This is a genomic window from Streptomyces sp. NPDC057474 (assembly GCF_042802555.1).
Lineage (GTDB): Bacteria > Actinomycetota > Actinomycetes > Streptomycetales > Streptomycetaceae > Streptomyces.
Genome location: NZ_JBHVDX010000218.1, coordinates 1 through 17,775 on the forward strand (window position 1 = coordinate 1; position 17,775 = coordinate 17,775).

14 protein-coding genes and 1 pseudogene are annotated in these 17,775 nt (G+C 71.8%); 3 read left to right on the plus strand and 12 right to left on the minus strand.

The genetic code is table 11. The features are described 5' to 3' along the window. Window positions 1-23: 23 nt before the first annotated feature. Window positions 24-527, minus strand: a complete 504-nt coding sequence (locus tag ACFU53_RS38715) for a phage holin family protein (RefSeq protein WP_384003787.1) — start codon at window positions 525-527, stop codon at window positions 24-26. A gap of 114 nt (window positions 528-641) precedes the next feature. Between ACFU53_RS38715 and ACFU53_RS38720 the strand changes: the two genes are divergently transcribed. Next, complete coding sequence (locus ACFU53_RS38720; RefSeq protein ID WP_384003790.1) at window positions 642-995, plus strand: VOC family protein; 354 nt, start codon at window positions 642-644, stop codon at window positions 993-995. Between the two features lie 3 nt (window positions 996-998). On the opposite strand, the pseudogene ACFU53_RS38725 reads toward ACFU53_RS38720, so the two are convergent. The 11 genes and pseudogenes from ACFU53_RS38725 to ACFU53_RS38775 form a co-directional block, all read right to left on the minus strand. Continuing rightward, window positions 999-1,928, minus strand: a pseudogene (locus ACFU53_RS38725) (arginase family protein). Window positions 1,929-1,990: 62 nt separating this feature from the next. Beyond that, complete coding sequence (locus tag ACFU53_RS38730; RefSeq protein ID WP_384003792.1) at window positions 1,991-2,545, minus strand: GNAT family N-acetyltransferase; 555 nt, start codon at window positions 2,543-2,545, stop codon at window positions 1,991-1,993. Window positions 2,546-2,571: 26 nt separating this feature from the next. Beyond that, window positions 2,572-2,820 (minus strand): lipopolysaccharide assembly protein LapA domain-containing protein, encoded by a 249-nt coding sequence (locus ACFU53_RS38735; protein ID WP_384003795.1) that lies wholly within the window; start codon window positions 2,818-2,820, stop codon window positions 2,572-2,574. Window positions 2,821-2,892: 72 nt separating this feature from the next. Next, the gene (locus ACFU53_RS38740) at window positions 2,893-3,813 is read right to left on the minus strand and encodes an LD-carboxypeptidase (protein ID WP_384003797.1); all 921 of its coding nucleotides are present in this window, start codon (window positions 3,811-3,813) and stop codon (window positions 2,893-2,895) included. 86 nt (window positions 3,814-3,899) lie between these two features. Continuing rightward, window positions 3,900-5,882 (minus strand): LpqB family beta-propeller domain-containing protein, encoded by a 1,983-nt coding sequence (locus tag ACFU53_RS38745; RefSeq protein ID WP_384003800.1) that lies wholly within the window; start codon window positions 5,880-5,882, stop codon window positions 3,900-3,902. A 27-nt stretch (window positions 5,883-5,909) separates the two neighbouring features. Further along, on the minus strand, window positions 5,910-7,259 hold the full coding sequence (locus ACFU53_RS38750; RefSeq protein WP_384003803.1) for a M20/M25/M40 family metallo-hydrolase: 1,350 nt from the start codon (window positions 7,257-7,259) through the stop codon (window positions 5,910-5,912). Beyond that, window positions 7,252-8,085, minus strand: a complete 834-nt coding sequence (locus ACFU53_RS38755; RefSeq protein WP_384003806.1) for a M55 family metallopeptidase — start codon at window positions 8,083-8,085, stop codon at window positions 7,252-7,254. Before ACFU53_RS38755 ends, ACFU53_RS38750 begins: the two co-directional genes overlap by 8 nt. A 113-nt stretch (window positions 8,086-8,198) precedes the next feature. Next, window positions 8,199-8,924 carry a class I SAM-dependent methyltransferase gene (locus tag ACFU53_RS38760; protein ID WP_384003809.1) on the minus strand — a complete coding sequence of 242 codons (726 nt, stop codon included), beginning with the start codon at window positions 8,922-8,924 and terminating at the stop codon, window positions 8,199-8,201. Between the two features lie 162 nt (window positions 8,925-9,086). Next, window positions 9,087-11,549: a SpoIIE family protein phosphatase gene (locus tag ACFU53_RS38765; RefSeq protein ID WP_384003812.1), complete on the minus strand. Its 2,463-nt coding sequence runs from the start codon at window positions 11,547-11,549 to the stop codon at window positions 9,087-9,089. A gap of 197 nt (window positions 11,550-11,746) precedes the next feature. Beyond that, on the minus strand, window positions 11,747-14,155 hold the full coding sequence (locus ACFU53_RS38770; RefSeq protein WP_384003815.1) for an MFS transporter: 2,409 nt from the start codon (window positions 14,153-14,155) through the stop codon (window positions 11,747-11,749). 179 nt (window positions 14,156-14,334) lie between these two features. Beyond that, window positions 14,335-14,778, minus strand: coding sequence for an SRPBCC family protein (locus ACFU53_RS38775; RefSeq protein WP_384003818.1), 444 nt, complete (start codon window positions 14,776-14,778; stop codon window positions 14,335-14,337). 209 nt (window positions 14,779-14,987) lie between these two features. On the opposite strand from ACFU53_RS38775, the gene ACFU53_RS38780 reads away from it, so the two are divergent. Then, window positions 14,988-16,031 (plus strand): Rv2578c family radical SAM protein, encoded by a 1,044-nt coding sequence (locus ACFU53_RS38780; RefSeq protein WP_384003820.1) that lies wholly within the window; start codon window positions 14,988-14,990, stop codon window positions 16,029-16,031. Between the two features lie 146 nt (window positions 16,032-16,177). Next, window positions 16,178-17,749 (plus strand): alpha/beta hydrolase, encoded by a 1,572-nt coding sequence (locus ACFU53_RS38785; RefSeq protein ID WP_384003823.1) that lies wholly within the window; start codon window positions 16,178-16,180, stop codon window positions 17,747-17,749. Window positions 17,750-17,775 lie beyond the last annotated feature (26 nt).

A 17,775-nucleotide genomic window follows, 5' to 3' on the forward strand; every position in this document is an offset into this window, starting at 1 on the left:
GCCCCACTCCATGTGCCCGCCTCTCACCGGCCCCGGTGGCGCTGTTCCTCGGGTTCGGCACCGGCCTGCGCCGGTGTGCCCGCTGTCCCGGTCCCGACGCCGGGCGCGACCGGCGGCGCCGGCGGATATCCGGCCGGACCCGTCCCGCCCGGGGGCGTCCCCGGCGCCGTACCGCCGACGACCCGGTCACGGCCCGCCGCGAGCTCTCCCCCGCGCTCGGCCTTCGGCCGGGACGCCGAAGGCCGCGCCGCGCCCCTCAGCACATACGCCGCCACACCGAGCACGACGGCCGTGATCAGGGCGGCCGCCCAGTCGGGCAGACCCAGCGAGAGCGCCAGACCGAGGGCCAGCGCCAGGGCGGCACCCGCGTACAGGGCGAGCGTTCCGGACGCGGCGTACAGCGCGGCCTTGCGCCGCTGCTTGCGGGTCTGCTGCCGCAGCTCCTCGCGGATGGTCTCGCGGGCCACCTGCGCCAACTCGTCGACCAGATGCCTGTCCAGATGTTCCAGATGATCCAAGCGGTCCATCGCACCCGAGTACCCGGGCCCGGGCCCGGGTAACGCGGCGCGTGACGGCGCCGGGGACGCGAACCGTCCCGAACCGATCTCCATCCCCGCTCGGCCCCAACCAGGCTCGTACACATGGAGATTCTCGGCACCACGCTCCGCATCTGCGTCGACGACCTGGAAGCCGCGGTCCCGTTCTACGAGAGACTCTCGGGCGGACCGGCCCTGCGCTTCGAACGCGGTGGCGTTCGAGTCGCCGCCGTCGGCTGCTTCCTGCTGATGAGCGGTCCGGAGTCCGAGCTGGAGGTCCTGCGGAAGGTCACCGCCACCATCGCGGTCGAGGACGTCGACGAGGCCAACCAGATCCTCACCGCCTCCGGCGCCCGCGTCCTGGCCGGCCCGATCCCCACCCCCGTCGGCCGAAACCTCATCGCGGTCCACCCCGACGGCTCGGTCTACGAGTACGCGGACCGCCGGTCGGCCGGGTGAGCGTCAATGACCGAACGCGTTCACGACGATGTCTGTGAGCAGCGCGCCCGCCGTGCCGTCGGGGTCCAGATCGGGGTCGTAGATGGTGATGTTGAGGCCGACGCAGTGCGGTGAGCGGACCAACGGACGGAGCAGCGCGGTCAGTTCGTCGGGAAGGAGCCCGTCGGGGTCGGGGCTGTCGACGGCGGGCATGACGGACGGATCGAGGACGTCGGCGTCCAAGTGCACCCAGAAACCGTCCAGTTCGGGCGTCTCGAAGCTCTGCGCGCTGACCCGGGCGAGATCGTCCGCACCCCAGGTCCGCAGGTCGCCGACCGTCACGACCGGGATCTTCAGCGCGGCCAGCTCGCTGCGGTCGTCCTCGAACTCGTCCCGGATGCCGAAGAGCCGAACGTCCTCGTCACGCAGATAGGGCCCCAGCCCCTCCAGATCGGCCAGGTCCGTCTGCCCTCGCCCGGTGGCGAGCGCCAGCTCCTCGCCGCCGGCCGCCCCGACCCGGTCGGAGTTCCCCGGGTGCCGGAAGTCGGCGGATGCTCCCCCACTGCCTTAAGGGCGTGGGAGGTACCCCCACTCCGCGACCAGCCCGTACCGCCCGATCCGCCGCAGCGCGAGCGTCGCGCCGAGTTGGATCGAACAGTCGCCGCCGAGGACGACGGGCAGCTCACCGGCCCGGACATGCCGCTCGATCCGGTCGGCGAGCCTGCGCGTGTACGAGGCGATCGCGGCGGCGTTGAAGACGCCGTCCCCCTCCTGCCGGTCCCCCCGGTCGTAGCGCGGCGGCACCACCACCCCGCCCTCCAGCGCACCGAGCCGCCGCACGATGCCCTGCTCCCGCAGGGCGCCGGCGAGCTTGTAGCAGCCGGGCACGGTGCCCGGGGTGGGCGGCCGCAGGCCGAGGTTCGAGGGGGCGTCCACGACGACGATGTTCCGCATGGATCTCATCCTGCGGGACGGGCGGGACGCCCGGACGGGAACGGATCATTCCTATGGACGGCTCATGCCCGGGCCCGGCGTTTCATCTCCGCGGTGAGCGCCCACCGCTGGTGGTCCCGCCATGCCCCGTCGATGAACAGGAAGTCGGGCGAGAACCCCTCCAACCGAAACCCGCACCGCTGGGCGAGCGCGATGGAGGCGGCGTTCCCGGGCTGCACGTTGATCTCCAACCGGTGCAACCCCATGGCATCGAACGCGTACGCGACGACCAACCCGAGTCCCTCCCCCATCAGCCCCCGCCCGGCGGCATGCGCGAAGGCCCCGTAGCCGAGGGCTCCGCATTGGAAGCCGCCCTCCACGATGTTGTTGATGTTGATGAAGCCGGCGATCCCCCCACCGTCCTGCTCGCACACCAGGAACCCGGCCTTCGTCGGATCCTCGGTGAGCCGCCCCGCGTAGGCGGCGTACGCGGCGGGCGTGGCCGGCGGAAACAGCCACGGGTGGTGCAGGTCCTTGCTCTCCCGCACCCGCGCGGTGAACTCGGACCCGTCGTCGGGCGTGAAGTGCCGTATCCCGACGCGGGGGCCTTCGATGAGGTAACGAACGTTCTCGGACACCCCGCCACGGTACGGCGGCGCAGGCGTCACCTGCGCCGTCTCATGAAGTACGCCCCGCACACCGCCCCGACCAGGCCCGTCCCCAGTAGCGCCATCCACAGGGGCATGGTGACCTCGGAGACCAGCAGCTGGATCTCGGTGTTCTGCGTGTTCTGGAAAACGAAGACGAGCGCGAGCACCGCGAGCACACCCACGATGACCCTGCCGGGCGTCAGCAGATCACCCCATCGCTTCCGCCTGTGCGTCCCGACCCGTTCCGATGTCTTCGGGCTCATACCTCCAGGATGACGCGAGCCGCCGGGACGCGCCCGGTGGGACGCTTTCCGGACTGCCCCGACGGAAAGCCGTCAGGTCAGCGCCGGCTCGTCCAGCGTCAGCGTGCCCGCCTCCGTGTCCAGCTCCGCCATCACCCCGAACGGGATCGTCAGCGCCCCTTCGCCGTGCCCGAATCCGAACTCCTCCACCACCGGCACCCCGACCCCACCGATCCGGTCCACGAGCAGCGCCCGCACCTTCTCGTACGGGTCGCATTCCGCCCAGGAGCCGAGGACGATGCCGGCGACGCCGTCGAGCCAGCCCGCGCGCGCGAGCTGGGTGAGGTAACGGTCGAGGCGGTAGGTCTCCTCGCCGACGTCCTCCAGGCAGAGGAGGGCGCCCCGGGCGGAGGGGCGGGCGTGGGGGTTGCCGAGTTCGGCGGCGAGGAGGCAGAGGCAGCCGCCGAGGAGGACGCCCCGGGCGCGGCCGGGTATGAGGGCGGTGCTTCCTTCGGCGGCCTGGATCGTGCGTACCGTCTCGGGGGAGAACAGGGTGGCGCGCAGGTGGTCCTGGGCCCGGGTGTTCTTGATGAAGTCGACGCCCGCCGCCATGGGGCCGTGCAGGGTGACCAGTCCGGCGCGGGTGGCGAACGCCTCGTGGAGGGCGGTGATGTCGCTGAACCCGACGAGCGTCTTGGGGCCCGCCGCCCGTATCGCGTCCCAGTCGAGCAGGTCGACCATGCGCTGGACACCGTAGCCGCCGCGGGCGCACAGCACGGCGGACACGGACGGGTCGCACCAGGCGGCCTGGAAGTCGGCGGCACGGTCGGCGTCCGTGCCCGCGAGGTAGGGGAACTCGGGGTGCCGGTCGAGCGTGTGCGGTGCGACGACGGGGTCGAGGTCCCAGCCGCGCAGAACGTCCAGCCCGGCACTGAGCCGCTCCTCGGGCACCGGGCCGCTGGGCGCGACGACGGCCACACGGGCGCCGGGGGCGAGGCGGGCGGGCCTGGTCAACGGCGAGACGGGGCGTGCCGCAGCGGTAGGGCGGGACGGGTCGGTGCTGTGGAGTGGGCTGGACGGGTCGGTTGGGGCGGGTGGTGTCACTTGGCGAGCTCCAGAGTAGGGATTCCCGGAGGATTCAACCCGAAGACCTGCGCGTACAGCGAGAGCTCCGCCTCCAGGACCCTCACCATCGTCTCCGCCCGCCGGAAGCCGTGCCCCTCCCCCTCGAAGGCGATGTACGCGTGCGGCGCCCGCCGCTCCTCCATGCGGGCCAGGAACCGATCGCACTGCGCGGGCGGGCAGATCACGTCGTCGAGGCCCTGGAGCAGCAGGAAGGGCGCGGTGATCCGGTCGGCGTGCTCGGCGGGCGACCGCTCCACGTACCGCATCGGCTCCTCGGCCAGCGACCCCACCAGACTCTCCAGGTACTGGGATTCGAAGTCGTGCGTTTCCCCCGCACCCCAGTTCGCGAGGTCGAGGATGGGATACAGGATGGTTCCGCAGGCGTAGACGTCGGTCGTGGTGAGGGACACGGCGGCGGTCCAGCCTCCCGCGCTGCCGCCCCTGATGGCGAGCCTGGTCCGGTCGGCGGTGCCCTCGTCGGCGAGGGCGAGCGCCACCGCCGCGCAGTCCTCGGCGTCGACGACACCCCACTGCTCTCGCAGCCGGTTGCGGTACTCCCGCCCGTACCCGGTGGACCCCCCGTAGTTGACCTCGGCGACCCCGATGCCGCGCGACGTGAAGTAGGCGATCGCCAGGTCGAGGACCAGGGGCGCCCGGCTGGTGGGCCCGCCGTGCGCCCAGACGACGTACGGCGGCAGCTCGGTGCCGGGGGCGACGCGGCCTGGGTGGTGCGGCGGGTAGATGTGCGCGTGGATCTCGCGTCCGGCGGGGCCGAGGAAGGAGCGGATCTGGGGTTCGGGGTAGTAGGAGGGGTCCACCGGGTCGTCGTGCGCGGCCCCGATCACGCGGGCGTCGCCGGTGCGGGCGTCCACCTCGACCACCTCGTAGGCGCTGCGAGGGCTGGCCCCGATGCCGATGACCCGGCCGCCCTGCACGGCGAGCGACGGGGCGAACTCGGTCCACGGTCCAGCCGCGTCGACGACCTGGCCGGTCTCGAGGTCGAGGATGCCGAGCGCGGTGGCGCCCCGCCCGTGCACCACTGCGGCGAGCCCGCCGTCCAGCAGCGCGAACCAGCGCCAGCCGACCTTCCACAACGGCCCGCCGAACTCCTCCTCCCGGGCACAGAGAGCCGTGCGGTCACCGCCGTCGCCGTCGAGGCGGTAGAGGTTCCAGTAGCCGGTGGTGTCGCTGGAGTAGACCAGAGTCCCGTCGGCGGCCCACTCGACCTGGGCGACGGACTCGTCCGGGCCGCCCGCGACGGTCCGGGGCTCGCCCAGCAGGCCGTCCTCGGTCACCTCGGCGACGAGCAGCGATGTGCCGTCCCACGGCATGCGCGGATGGTCCCAGGCCAGCCACGCGGCGCGGCGGCCGTCGGGCGAGAGGCGGGGGCCGGTGACGAACCGCCGGCTGTCGTCGGTGAGTTCCCGTACGGCGCCCCGGTCCTCGGCCGCCGAGCCGTCCAGCGGCACCGCGGCGACGACCCGCCGTACGTCGGTGGGCCCGTCCCCGGTGAACTCCTCCAGGACGCACCACACCTCACCCCGCTCCGGGTTGGGCCGTGGGTCGACCCAGCGCAGTCCGCCGCCCACCGACGACACCGGGGTGAGCGGGCGGGGTTCGCCGCCCGGCTCGTACCCGTAGAGACGCTGGTCGGCGAAGTTCACGAAGACCACGAGAGGGCCGGTGTCCCGCATGAGGCCGGCCCAGGGCTGACCGCCGTACTCCATGACCCGGCTGCGCACGTTCCACGGCGCCGGCAGCACCGACTCCTCCGTGCCGTCGGCCGTGCGCCGCACCAGGGTGCGCCGGCCGCCCTCGGTGGGCCGTGGCTCGGTCCACCACGCCTCGTCGCCGACGAAGCCCACGAACTCGGGATGCCCGTCGTGCGCGGCGGCGAGCGCCGCGTCGATCGGCGAGGGCCACGAACCGTACGCCAGGGTCTGCACCTTGTCCCCCATTTTCCTTGGTCCCCCGTGTGCCATCGCTCAGGCCGTCCGCAGGAAGCGGTCGAGTACGCGGACGCCGAAGTGAAGCGCCTCGACCGGGACGCGCTCGTCGACCCCGTGGAACATCGCCGCGTAGTCGAAGCCCTCGGGGAGCTTCAGCGGCGAGAAGCCGTAGCCTGTGACGCCCAGGCGCGAGAACTGCTTGGCGTCCGTGCCGCCCGGCATGCAGTACGGCACCACGTCCCCCTCGGGCGCGAACTCCTCCACGGCGGCCCGCATTCGCGCGTACGTCACCGAGTCCACCGGGGCCTGAAGGGCTACCTCCCGGTGCTCGTACTCCCACTCCACATCGGGCCCGGTGAGCTGGTCGAGGGTCTCCCGGAACTCGTCCTCGCCACCGGGCAGATACCGCCCGTCCACGCGGGCGACGGCCTCCCCCGGGATCACATTGATCTTGTAGCCGGCTTCCAGCATGGTCGGGTTGGCGCTGTTGCGCACGGTCGCCTCGACCAGGGCGGCAGCCGGACCGAGCTTGTCGAGCAGCCGGTCGACGCCGCCCTGGTCGTCGAGGTCGGCCTCGACGCCGTACAGCGCGGCGAGTTCGGTGAGGGCCGCGCGGACGGTCGGGGTGAGCCGGAGGGGCCACTCGTGCGTGCCGATCCGGGCGATCGCCGCCGCCAGCCGGGTCACCGCGTTGGCCCGGTTCACCTTGGAGCCGTGGCCGGCCCGGCCGCGCGCGGTGAGCTTCAACCAGCCGGTGCCGCGCTCCCCGGCCGCGATCGGGTAGATCTGCCGGCCCGCGCCGTCGTGGAAGGTGAACGCCCCCGACTCGCTGATGCCCTCGGTGCAGCCCTCGAAGAGGCCGGGGTGCGCGTCGGCGAGGAACCCGGAGCCGTCCTCGGCGCTCGCCTCCTCGTCGGCGGTGAACGCGATCACGACGTCCCTGCGGGGCCGTACGCCCGCGCGCGCCCAGTGCCGGGCGACCGCGAGGATCATCGCGTCCATGTTCTTCATGTCGACCGCGCCCCGGCCCCACACCACGCCGTCGCGGATCTCCCCGGAGAACGGGTGCACGGTCCAGTCCGCCGCCTGCGCGGGCACCACGTCCAGATGACCGTGGACGAGCAGCGCGTCCGCCGACGGGTCGGTGCCCTCGATCCGCGCGACGACGTTCGTACGGCCCTCGGTGCGCTCCAGCAGCGTAGGCTCCAGGCCCGCCTCGGCCAGCAGCGCTGCGGCGTACTCCGCGGCGGGCCGCTCCCGGCAGTCCCCGCCGCCGCGGTTGGTGGTGTCGATGCGGATGAGGTCGGAGGTGAAACGGACGACCTCGTCCAGCGCCTGCTGCTCCATGGGCTCCGCAGTCCTCTCGGGCTTCGCGGACTCAGCCATATGTCTCCTCCACCGCGGCCGAGACGATCGTGGTGACCGCCTTGAAGGTGCGGATTCCCTCGTACATGGTCGGGCTGGTGTACGCGACCTTGCGTTCACCGGTACGGGCCACACCCGGCACGACGGTCGCGGCCATCGCCAGGTGCTCGGCGTCGAACTCCAGCGCCACGGTGAACGGCCCGCCCCTGACCGGTTCGTGACGCACCGCGAGCGACGCGGCCTCCTTCGCCGCCGCGCGGATGTCGGCGGCCGTTCTCGTCGGTGTGCGGCACACCGCCGCGTACCGCGACACATGGTCCTTGACCGCCACTTTGAGCGCCTCGGGCGCATAGCCCAGGGCGTCCTCGCAAGCCACGTCGTCGCCTGTCACCAGCACCACCGGTACCCCGTACTCGGCCACCACATGCGAGTTGAGCAGCCCCTCGCTGGCCCGCTCGTCGTTCACCCACACCCCGGTGATGGAGTTCGCGAGGTAGGTGTGGGCGAGGACGCCCTCCATCCCGGCGCCCGCGTGGTAGCCGACGAAGGCGATGCCGTCCACGTCCCCGTGTTGCACGCCCTCCACCATGGACAGCGCCTTGTGTCGCCCGGTCAGCATCTGCGCGCGCTCGTCCAGCTCCTCCAGCAGCAGATTGCGCATCGTCCAGTGCGCCTCGTTGATCAGCACCTCGTCGGCCCCGCCGTGGAAGAAACCGAGCACGGCGGCGTTCACGTCCGAGGTGAACATCGAACGACACCGCTCCCACTGCGGTGTCCCCGGCAGGACGTCGGCCGGCCAGGTGACACCGGTGGCGCCCTCCATGTCGGCGCTGATGAGGATCTTCATGGCTCGAAACCGTACGCGCTCACGCGGATCCGTGGCAGACCTGTGGATAACTCTCACCGCCACGGCCACCGACGCACACCGGGACGGCTCACGGACCCCCGCCCGAGCGGCTCCTACGCCGTGCGCCCCGCCACGTACCACCTCGACGGCAGTTCGATCCGGGTGCCGTCGGCCGTCTGTTCCGTGGTGATCAGCGGGAGTTCGCCGTCGGCGACGAGGGTGAGGCCGGATGCACTCAGATACCGCGGGATCGCGGCGTCGGAGACCTCTCCCGGGGCGATCCCGTGGCGGAAGATCGGGGCGAGTTTGGCAGGGGGGCCGGTAGGGCTCTGGGCGAGGCCCATGAGGACGGGCTTGGCGGCCTCGGCGAGTTCGACGAGGCAGGCCCGGCCGCGCTCGCCCAGCAGCGTGGCGACGGTGTCGACGAGTCGTTGCCGGTCGTCGGGCTCGCACTGGTGGAGGACACCGCGCACGTAGACGTTGACATCGCCGAGGTCGCCGTGGAGGGTCTCGGCATCCGTCTTGTCGGCCGCGTCGAGCAGGCGGTACGTGGCCCGGCCGCCGGGGTCGGCGCGGCGGGCCCGGTCGAGGGCGGCGGTGGACAGGTCGGCGCCGATCACCCGGGAGAAGCGGTCGGCCAGGAAGCGGGTCTGGGTGCCGTTGCCGCAACCGAGGTCGACCAGGGGCAGGTCGGGGGCCGTCAGATACGGCTCGAACAGCGCGAGATGGACGGCCGCGGTCCGTTCGGGCCCGGCGTCCCAGAAGACCGCTCCCGGTTCGTCGGGGGCCTCCCGCCAGAACCCCTCCCAGGCCTCCCTGTACCGACTCGTCACGCTCATGCCCAACCCCCGGAGTAGCGACGCCGGCCCGCCACTCCGGCGGCCCAGATCGGTCTACCGCGCCCGGAATGCACAGACAAGCACCGTGCGCGCACCTTCACCTCTCGTCCAGAACACGCGCGCCCCTACGCGCCCCACACGCCCCCCGGCTCCCGGCTCGGCTCACCGCCGCCTCGGCAGCGTCAGTTCGAACCACACCGTCTTGCCCGCGCCCGTCCGGCTGGTCCCCCACTCGCGTGCCAGGGTCGTGAGGACGCGCAGCCCTCGGCCGAACTCGTCCGTGGGCGTCGCGCTGAGCAGGGTCGGCAAGGTGGGGTCGTCGTCGTAGACCTCGCACTGCAGGGTGTCGCCGCGGACGAGGCGGAGTTCGATGCGGCGCCCGCGCGCGTGGCGTACGGCGTTGGTGACGAGTTCGCCGACCAGGAGCGCGGTGGTGTCCGCGACGGCGTCGAGGCCCCAGACGTACAGCTGTTCGCGGACGACGGCGCGGGCGCGGCCGGCCTCGATCGGGTCGGGGCTGAAGCGCCACTCGGCGACGTCCTCGGGTCCGATTCCGTTGAGCCGGGCCATCAGCAGGGCCACGTCGTCCTTGCGGCCACCGCGGGTGTTGAGGGCACGGATGATCGTGTCGCAGGCGTCGTCCATGGAGGCGGCCGGGTGGGCGGCGGACTCGCAGAGGGTGGCGAGGCCCACGCCGATGTCCTCGCCGCGCACCTCGACCAGCCCGTCGGTGCACATCACCAGCCGGTCGCCGGGCTCCACGCGCACGCGTACCGCCTCGAACGGCACCCCGCCGACGCCGATGGGCGCGCCCGTGGGCAGGTCGAGGAGCTCGCTTCGGCCGTCCACCGCACGGACCAGCACGGGCGGGATGTGCCCGGCGTTGGCGAGGTGCAACTCGCCGGCGATGGGGTCGTAGACGGCGTAGAGGCAGGTCGCGAGGTAGTGCTCGCCGAGGCGCTGGGCGAGGTCGTCGAGGTTGCGCAGGAGCTGCGCGGGCGGCAGGTCGAGGGCGGCCATGGTCTGGACGGCCGTGCGCAACTGGCCCATCATCGCGGCGGAGTTGAGGCCGTGCCCCATGACGTCGCCGACGACCAGGGCGGTGCGGGCGCCGGGCAGCTTCACCGAGTCGAACCAGTCGCCGCCGACGCGCCCGAGCAGCGTGCCCGGGAGGTAGCGGGTGGCGATGTCGCAGCCCGCCATGTGGGCCTCGATCTGCGGGAGCATGCTGTCCTGGAGCGTCTCGGCGACGTTCTCCTGATACGTGTACATGCGCGCGTTGTCGAGGACGAGACCCGCGCGGGCGGCGAGTTCGGCGCCGGTGACGCGGTCCATGTCGTCGAAGACCTCGCGCTCCGGGTGGCGCAGCAGGATCATGAACCCGAGCACCACGTTGCGGGCCTTCAGCGGCACGACCAGCATGGAGCGGTTGCTGATCAGCGGCCGGATGTCGCGCTTCTCGAACTGCGCGGCGATCGCGTGGCCCATCTGCTCGCTGATGCGCGGCACGAGGACGGGCTCGCCGGTGGTCATGCACTGGAAGAACGGGGTGTGCGCCGGGAACGGCATGGCCTCGCCGACCGGTACGACGTCGTCCCAGCGGCCCGGCTCGTCCGTGTGCTCCACGGCCACCCGGTGCCACATGGTCGTCGTGTCCGGCACGCCGTCGGGGAAGCCCTCACCGGCGACGACCTGTTCGCGCAGATAGGTGCCGGCGACGTCGGTGAAGCGGGGCACGACCGCCCTGCTGACCTCGACGATGGTCCGGGACAGATCGAGGGAGGTGCCGATGCGTCCGCTGACCTCGTTGAGGAACTCCAGGCGCTCGCGTACGGCCGCGTATTCGAGGTCCTCGCCCTCGTCCCGCACATCCTCCGGCACCGGCAGCCCTTCGGCGACGGCGCGCGCGGCCCGTTCACGGCGCGCCTGCCGCTCCGCGCGCCGGGGCACGCCCCAGTCGGGGGTGACGGGCACCCGGTCGTTCTGGCTGAACTCCAGGACCGGATAGCCCAGTTCGAGGACCTGGGCGACGATGCGGGCGCTCTCGCCGACACTCATGCTGGGCAGGATCTCGGGGAGCCTGCGGGCGAGTTCCTCGGCGCCGGGGAAGTCGGTGTGCAGGGCGAAGCCGGGCGCTATGCGTTCGACGGCCACGGCCACCCCGTCGTCCTGCCGGCGCAACGTCTCGGCGTCGGCGGCCAGCACGAGGAGCCGTTCCCGGCCGGGGCCGACCAGGGGGTACGCCCACCACAGGACGTCTGTCCGGTCACGGCCCGGCACGGTGAGCCGGGCACGGCCCGCCGCCGGGTAGGACAGTTGTCCGTCGAGGGAGGTCTCCAGGTCGTGGCCGAGTGCGTCGTACGCGGAGTACGCGCCGTAGCGTGGGGTGCCGTCCTCGTCCGGGAGGGCGCCGGAGACGGGCAGCAGGTCGAGGGCGGGGTGACCCACCGCGTCGTCCTTGGTGGTGCCGAAGAGCCGGCGTGCGCCGGTGCTCCAGTGCGACACGAGGCCGCCGCGGTCCACGACGACCACGGCCAGGGGGATGCGGCCGACCGCGGCGTGCTCCGCCGTGCCGTCACCGGCTCCGTGGCCGGTAGTCGCGCCCGTGTCGGTGCCACGGTCCATGGCCAAGGCCCTTTCTCCCCACGGCTCGCAAGATCTGCGCCGCCCCCACTACCGTACGGCTGCGTAGTGTGGCGATGTGTGGCAATACGCGAATTGCTCCATAGGAGCCTCCGGCGCACGCGCAGGCCACACGGGCGGCGCACGATCGCTCGCACGCCCCCACATGACCGTCGCCGGGCGTTCCCGTGGCCGACGGCTCAGTCCGCGTGCCCCAGCTGCAGGTCCCGTTCCGTCCTACCACCGCCGGCGACCTGGAGCACCGTCGCGACCGGGGGATACCCGGTGGCGATGACCGTGTACTCACCGGAGGAGAGGTCGACGAACCGGAACGTTCCGTCGATGCCGGTGGTGATCGTGTCGACGACGTTCCCGGCGGCGTCGAGGAGCGTCACGCGCGCGTCCTCCACCGGTCGGCCGCCCCCGGCGCGGGCCGTGCCCCGCAGGACGGCGCCCCCGGCGAGTTCGACGTCCTGGCGGGTCTCGCGGGCGGCCCGGACGGTGACGGGGAGCGCGGCCGGGCGGTAGGAGTGGGCGCCGGCGGCGAGGGTGTACTCCCCGGCGACCAGCTCGGTGATGAGGTACTCGCCCTCCTCCCCGCAGCGGGTGGTCACGACGACCTCGCCGTGCACGTTGGTGAGCGTGACGGTCGCGTCGCTGACCACCCGGCCGTCCGCGGTCCGAACCGTCCCGGCCAGGCGCCCCGCGCCGCCGAGCACGATGTCGACCTCGACGGGGCGCTCCCCGACGGTGACGCTCACGGCCTGCGGCTGGTGGCCGCCGGCTGCCGCGATCAGCACGTACGCCCCCGGCCCGGGGGTGGACAGCGTGTACCGCCCGTCCTCGCCGCTGCCGCCGCGCCCGGTCTGCCGGCCGGTGGCGTCGATGAGGGTGAGCGCGGCCCGGGGCACGACGGTGCCGTCGGGCTGCTGGACCGTGCCGCAGACGGGGACCCCGGGGACGTACGGCGCGCGAAGCGAGATGGGGGTCCCCCCGCCCGAAGGGTGAGGGAGCGCCTGCGGCATCCGGACGGACGGCGTGGGCGCGGGCCCGGCGGGAACCTCGTCGAAGGACACCGGCGTTTTCTCCTTGAGGAAGCAGGCGATGAGGAGCCCGAGGACGAGCACCGGCGTGAGGTACAGGAAGATCCGCGGCATGGCCTGCGCGTAGGCCTCGGCATAGGCGGCGCTCAGCGGGGCGGGCAGGGCGTGGACGAGGTCCGGTGTGAGAGAGCCGGGGTCGGGGAGGACGGCAGCCGTGTGCTCCGGCAGGCGGTCGGCGAGCCGGGCCGTGAGGAGCGCGCCGAAGGCGGCCACGCCCACGCTGCCGCCGATCTGGCGGAGACAGTTGCCGGCGGCGGTGGCGGCCCCGATGTCGGCGGGGCGTACGGAGTTCTGCACGGCGAGCATCAGGACCGGCATCACCATGCCGATGCCGGCGCCGAGGACGGCCGTCCAGATGCCGAACTGCAGCCGGGACGTGTCCGTCTCCAGGCGGGACAGCAGCCACACGCCGAGGGCGGTCAGGGCGCTGCCGAGGACCGGGTAGGTCCGGTAGTGCCCGCTGCGGCCGATGAGTTGGCCGGAGACGACGGACGCGCCGACGATGCCGGCCATCATCGGCAGCATGAGCAGCCCGGACTCGGTCGCGGAGATCCCCCCGACCATCCGCAGCTGGGTCGGCAGGTAACTGACGGTGCCGAAGAGGGCGATGCCGATGGCGATACCCACGAGGCCGGTCACGACGAAGACAGGGTCCTTGAACAGCCGTAGCGGGACGAGGGGTTGGACCGCGAACCGCTCGACGACGAGGAAGAGGGCGGTCGCCGCGACCGCGCCGGCGGCGAGTCCGAGGACGAGCCGTGAATCCCAGGCGTACTCGGTGCCACCCCAACCGGCCAGCAGGACCAGGCAGGTCGAGGCGACGGCGAGCAGCAGCGTCCCCAGGACGTCGAGGCGCCCCCTGGTCGTGGACTTCGGCAGTCTCAGCGCGAGGGTGACGACGGCCAGGGTGATGAGCCCGAAGGGCACGTTGACGTAGAAGCACCACCGCCAGGAGAGGTGGTCCGTGAGCCAACCGCCCAGGAGCGGGCCCGCGACGGAGGCCAGGCCGAACGCGGCGCCGACCAGGCCCAGGTAGCGGCCGCGGTTCCGGGACGGCAGGATGTCGGCGATGATCGCCTGCACACCGATCATGAGGCCGCCCGCGCCGACGCCCTGGAGCGCGCGGAACGCGATGAGCTGGTCCATGCTCCGGGAGAACCCGGCGAGCGCGGACCCTGCCACGAAGACCACGAGCGCGAACTGGAAGACGCCCTTGCGGCCGCGGAGTTCACCCAGTCTGCCGTAGACGGGCAGGGTGACGGTGGCGGTGAGCAGATAGGCCGTGATCGCCCACGACATGCGGTCCACGCCGTGCAGCTCACCGACGATCTCGGGGAGGGCGGTGGCGACGACCATCTGCTCCAGCGCGGCGAGGAGCAGGACGACCAGAAGGGCGGAGAAGACCAACCGGACCCGGTGCGGACCGAGTCGGGGAGGTCCGTCCGCCGGTGGTGATGTCGCGGGTGTGGTGGTCGGTTCGTCCTTCACCAGTGTGATCGCGCCCATGCGTACCGCTCCCCTCGTCGCACCTACCGACAATTCCCGCGTTAAGCGGCAACTGTCGGTAAGTGCGGCGAGTTACGGCATTCCGGGGAGCGTCATGGAGATCCACCCGAACCGGTGAGGGGGGGCAACGAACCCCGGATGATCGCCCGTTGGGCCGGGCATCCTCCTCGTCCTCGGTGTTACTTCTCCACCTCGGTGGCGAGGTTGGCGAGCAGGGCGTCGTAGATCCGGCCGAGGCCCTTGGGGGCGAAGGTCTTCTCGAAGAAGCCGCCGATGCCGCCGGCGCCCTGCCAGGTGGTGGTGACGACGACGCGGGAGCTGCCCTCGCCGGCCGGGGTGACCCGCCAGACGGTGACCATGGAGGAGTTGCGGTCCTTCTCGACGAGCTCGCTGTCGGAGGGCTCGGTGACCTCCAGGAGACAGTCACGGACACGCTTGCTGGTGGCCTGGAGCTTCCAGTGGACGAGGGTGCCCTCGCCGTCGCCGCCCTCGCGCACCTCGTACTCGCTGAAGTGCTGCGGCATCAGCTTCTCGCGCGCGCCGCTGTAGTCGGCCAGGGTGTCGAACACCGTCTCCGCGTCCGCCGCGACGACTCGTTCAGTCGTGGCCTCGACCTGCGCCATTGCACTTCCTCCAGCACTTGGTAACTCGGGGATGTACGGAAAGCCAACCACCCCCCGGCCGGAGGGCCCAAATCGGGGTGCCCCAAGGGCCCGGAGCGACGTACCCGGAGGACCCCCGACGAGACCTCCACACGGTGTTCGAAAACCAGTTCGCACGATCAAGAGAACATGTGTTCTATTCTGGGGCGAGAGCAACCGAGGAGGCGTCCATGCGCTGGGACCATCTGGCCGAGAACCCCGCCACGGCCCGGGACGCCGCGCTGTTCGGCGCGGACATGGTGACGAGCCGCACCTTCGACACTCCCGAGTTCCGCGGCATGACCTTCCACGAGGTCCGGGCGAAAACGATCGTCAACCGGGTGCCGGGAGCCTCCCGGATGCCGTTCGAGTGGACGGTGAACCCCTACCGGGGCTGCACGCACGCGTGCGTCTACTGCTTCGCCCGCAAGACCCACAGCTATCTGGACCTCGACACGGGCCTCGACTTCGACTCGCAGATCGTCGTGAAGATCAACGCGCCCGACCTGCTGCGCCGGCAGCTGGCCTCGCCGCGCTGGCACGGCGAGCACATCGCGATGGGCACCAACGTGGACTGCTACCAGCGCGCGGAGGGCCGCTACCGCCTGATGCCGGGCATCATCGCCGCCCTGCGCGACCACGCGAACCCCTTCTCGATCCTGACCAAGGGCACGCTGATCCTGCGCGACCTCGACCTGATCCGGCAGGCGGCAGAGGTCACCGAGGTCGGCATCTCCGTCTCCGTCGGCTTCACCGACCACGAGCTGTGGCGCACGGTCGAGCCGGGCACCCCAGCCCCGGAGCGCCGGCTGGACGTCGTGCGCGCATGCACCGATCTCGGCATCGGCTGCGGGGTGCTGATGGCCCCCGTGCTCCCCTTCCTCAGCGACCATCCCGACCGACTGCGCGAAACCGTGAGGGCCATCGCTGCCTCCGGCGCCACCTCCGTGACCCCGCTGGTGCTGCATCTGCGGCCCGGCGCACGCGAGTGGTACGTGGCCTGGCTGGAGCGCCATCACCCCCATCTCGTACGGCGTTACGAGCTGCTGTACGCGGAGGGCGCCTACGCCCCGAAGTGGTATCAGCGGCAGATCACCCGTCAGGTCCACGAACTGGCCCAGGAGTACGGCATGGGGCCCCGGCGCGCGGAGCTGCCGAGACGGATACCGGTGCGCGAGCCGGCCGTGCCGGAGACGGCCCGGGACACGGCACCGACCCAGCTGACTCTGCTCTGACGCCCCTGGGGGCATCCGGGCGCTTCTCCCGCCCCGATCGGGTCAAGTCTTGGTGGAACGCGTTCTTCCGAGGGCGTGCTCCGGGACGATGCGACGAAGGCCGTGGCGTGCACGGCCCGAAATCCTCCGTCCTGGGAGGCCTGACGATGAAGAAACGCGCAGCTGCTCTGTGCGGTGCCGCCGCCGTGTTGGCCGGAATGGTCACGGCGGTCCCGGCCGGCGCGAGCGGCGCTTCCGCCACCGCCCCGGTGGCGAAGCCCGCCTGGAAGAAGTGTGCCACCGCCGACTATCCGACGCTCCAGTGCGCATCCCTGAAAGTGCCGCTGGATCACCGCAAGCCGAACGGCAAGAAGATCACGCTCGCCCTCTCCCGCGTCCCGCACACCGCGAAGACGTACCAGGGTCCCCTGCTGGTCAACCCGGGCGGCCCCGGCGGCAGCGGCCTCACCCTCGCCGGATTCGTCGCGTCCTCGCTGCCGAAGAAGGTGGCGGCACAGTACGACGTCATCGGCTTCGACCCGCGCGGCGTCGGCGCCAGCAAGCCCGCGCTGAACTGCCGGCCGGGCCACTTCTCGTCGGTGCGCCCCAACTCCCTGCCGACCACCTCGAAGATCGAGCAGGTCAACCTCAAGCGCGCCGAGGCCTTCGCGAAGGCCTGCGCCAAGAAGTACGCAGACGTGCTGCCGTACATCGACACGATCAGCGCGGTCAAGGACATGGACGCCATCCGCGCGGCCCTCGGCGCCAAGAAGATCAACTACTTCGGATACTCGTACGGCACCTACCTGGGCGCCGTGTACGCCAAGCTCTTCCCGAACCGCGTACGGCGTGCGGTGCTGGACTCCGTCGTCGACCCCACGGGGGTCTGGTACGGCGACAACCTCCAGCAGGACCAGGCGTTCAACGACCGCCACCGGGCGCTGATGGCCTGGATCGCGAAGAACGACAGGACGTACAAGCTCGGCACCGATCCGGAGAAGATCGAGGCCAAGTGGTACGCGATGCGGTCGGCGCTGGCCAAGAAGCCCGCCGACGGCAAAGTGGGCGCCTCCGAACTGGAGGACACCTTCGTGCCCGGCGGCTACTTCAACGGCTACTGGCCCTATCTCGCCGAGGCGTTCGCCGCCTTCGTGAACAAGAAGAACGACGACCCGCTGGTCGAGGCGTACGAGAACTTCGGCGCCGTCGACACGGCCGGCGACAACGGCTACAGCGTCTACGCCTCGGTGCAGTGCCGCGACGCGCGCTGGCCGCGCGGCTGGGACGAGTGGCGCGACGACAACTGGGCGGTGTACGAGAAGGCTCCGTTCATGACCTGGAACAACGCCTGGTACAACGCGCCCTGCGCGTTCTGGCCCACGAAGTCCCTCGCCCCCGTCGACGTCTCCAACACCAAGCTGCCGCCGGTCCTGATCCTCCAGGCGACGGACGACGCGGCGACCCCGTACGAGGGCGGAGTCGTCACCCATCACCTGCTGCGCGGCTCCAGCCTGGTCGTCGAGCAGGGCGGCGGGAACCACGGCATCTCGCTGAGCGGCAACGCCTGCCTGGACAAGCACCTGGCGGCGTACCTGACCGACGGCAGGGTTCCGCGCGGCCAGGGCGAGGCCGATGCCACCTGCGAGAGGCTTCCCGACCCGAAGCCCCTGAGCACCAAGGCCGCGTCCACCTCGTCCCGAGGTTCGACGCTGCACGGCCTGTTGGGCTTCCGCGGCTGAGCACGACCTGACGGCGGGGTCGGGGG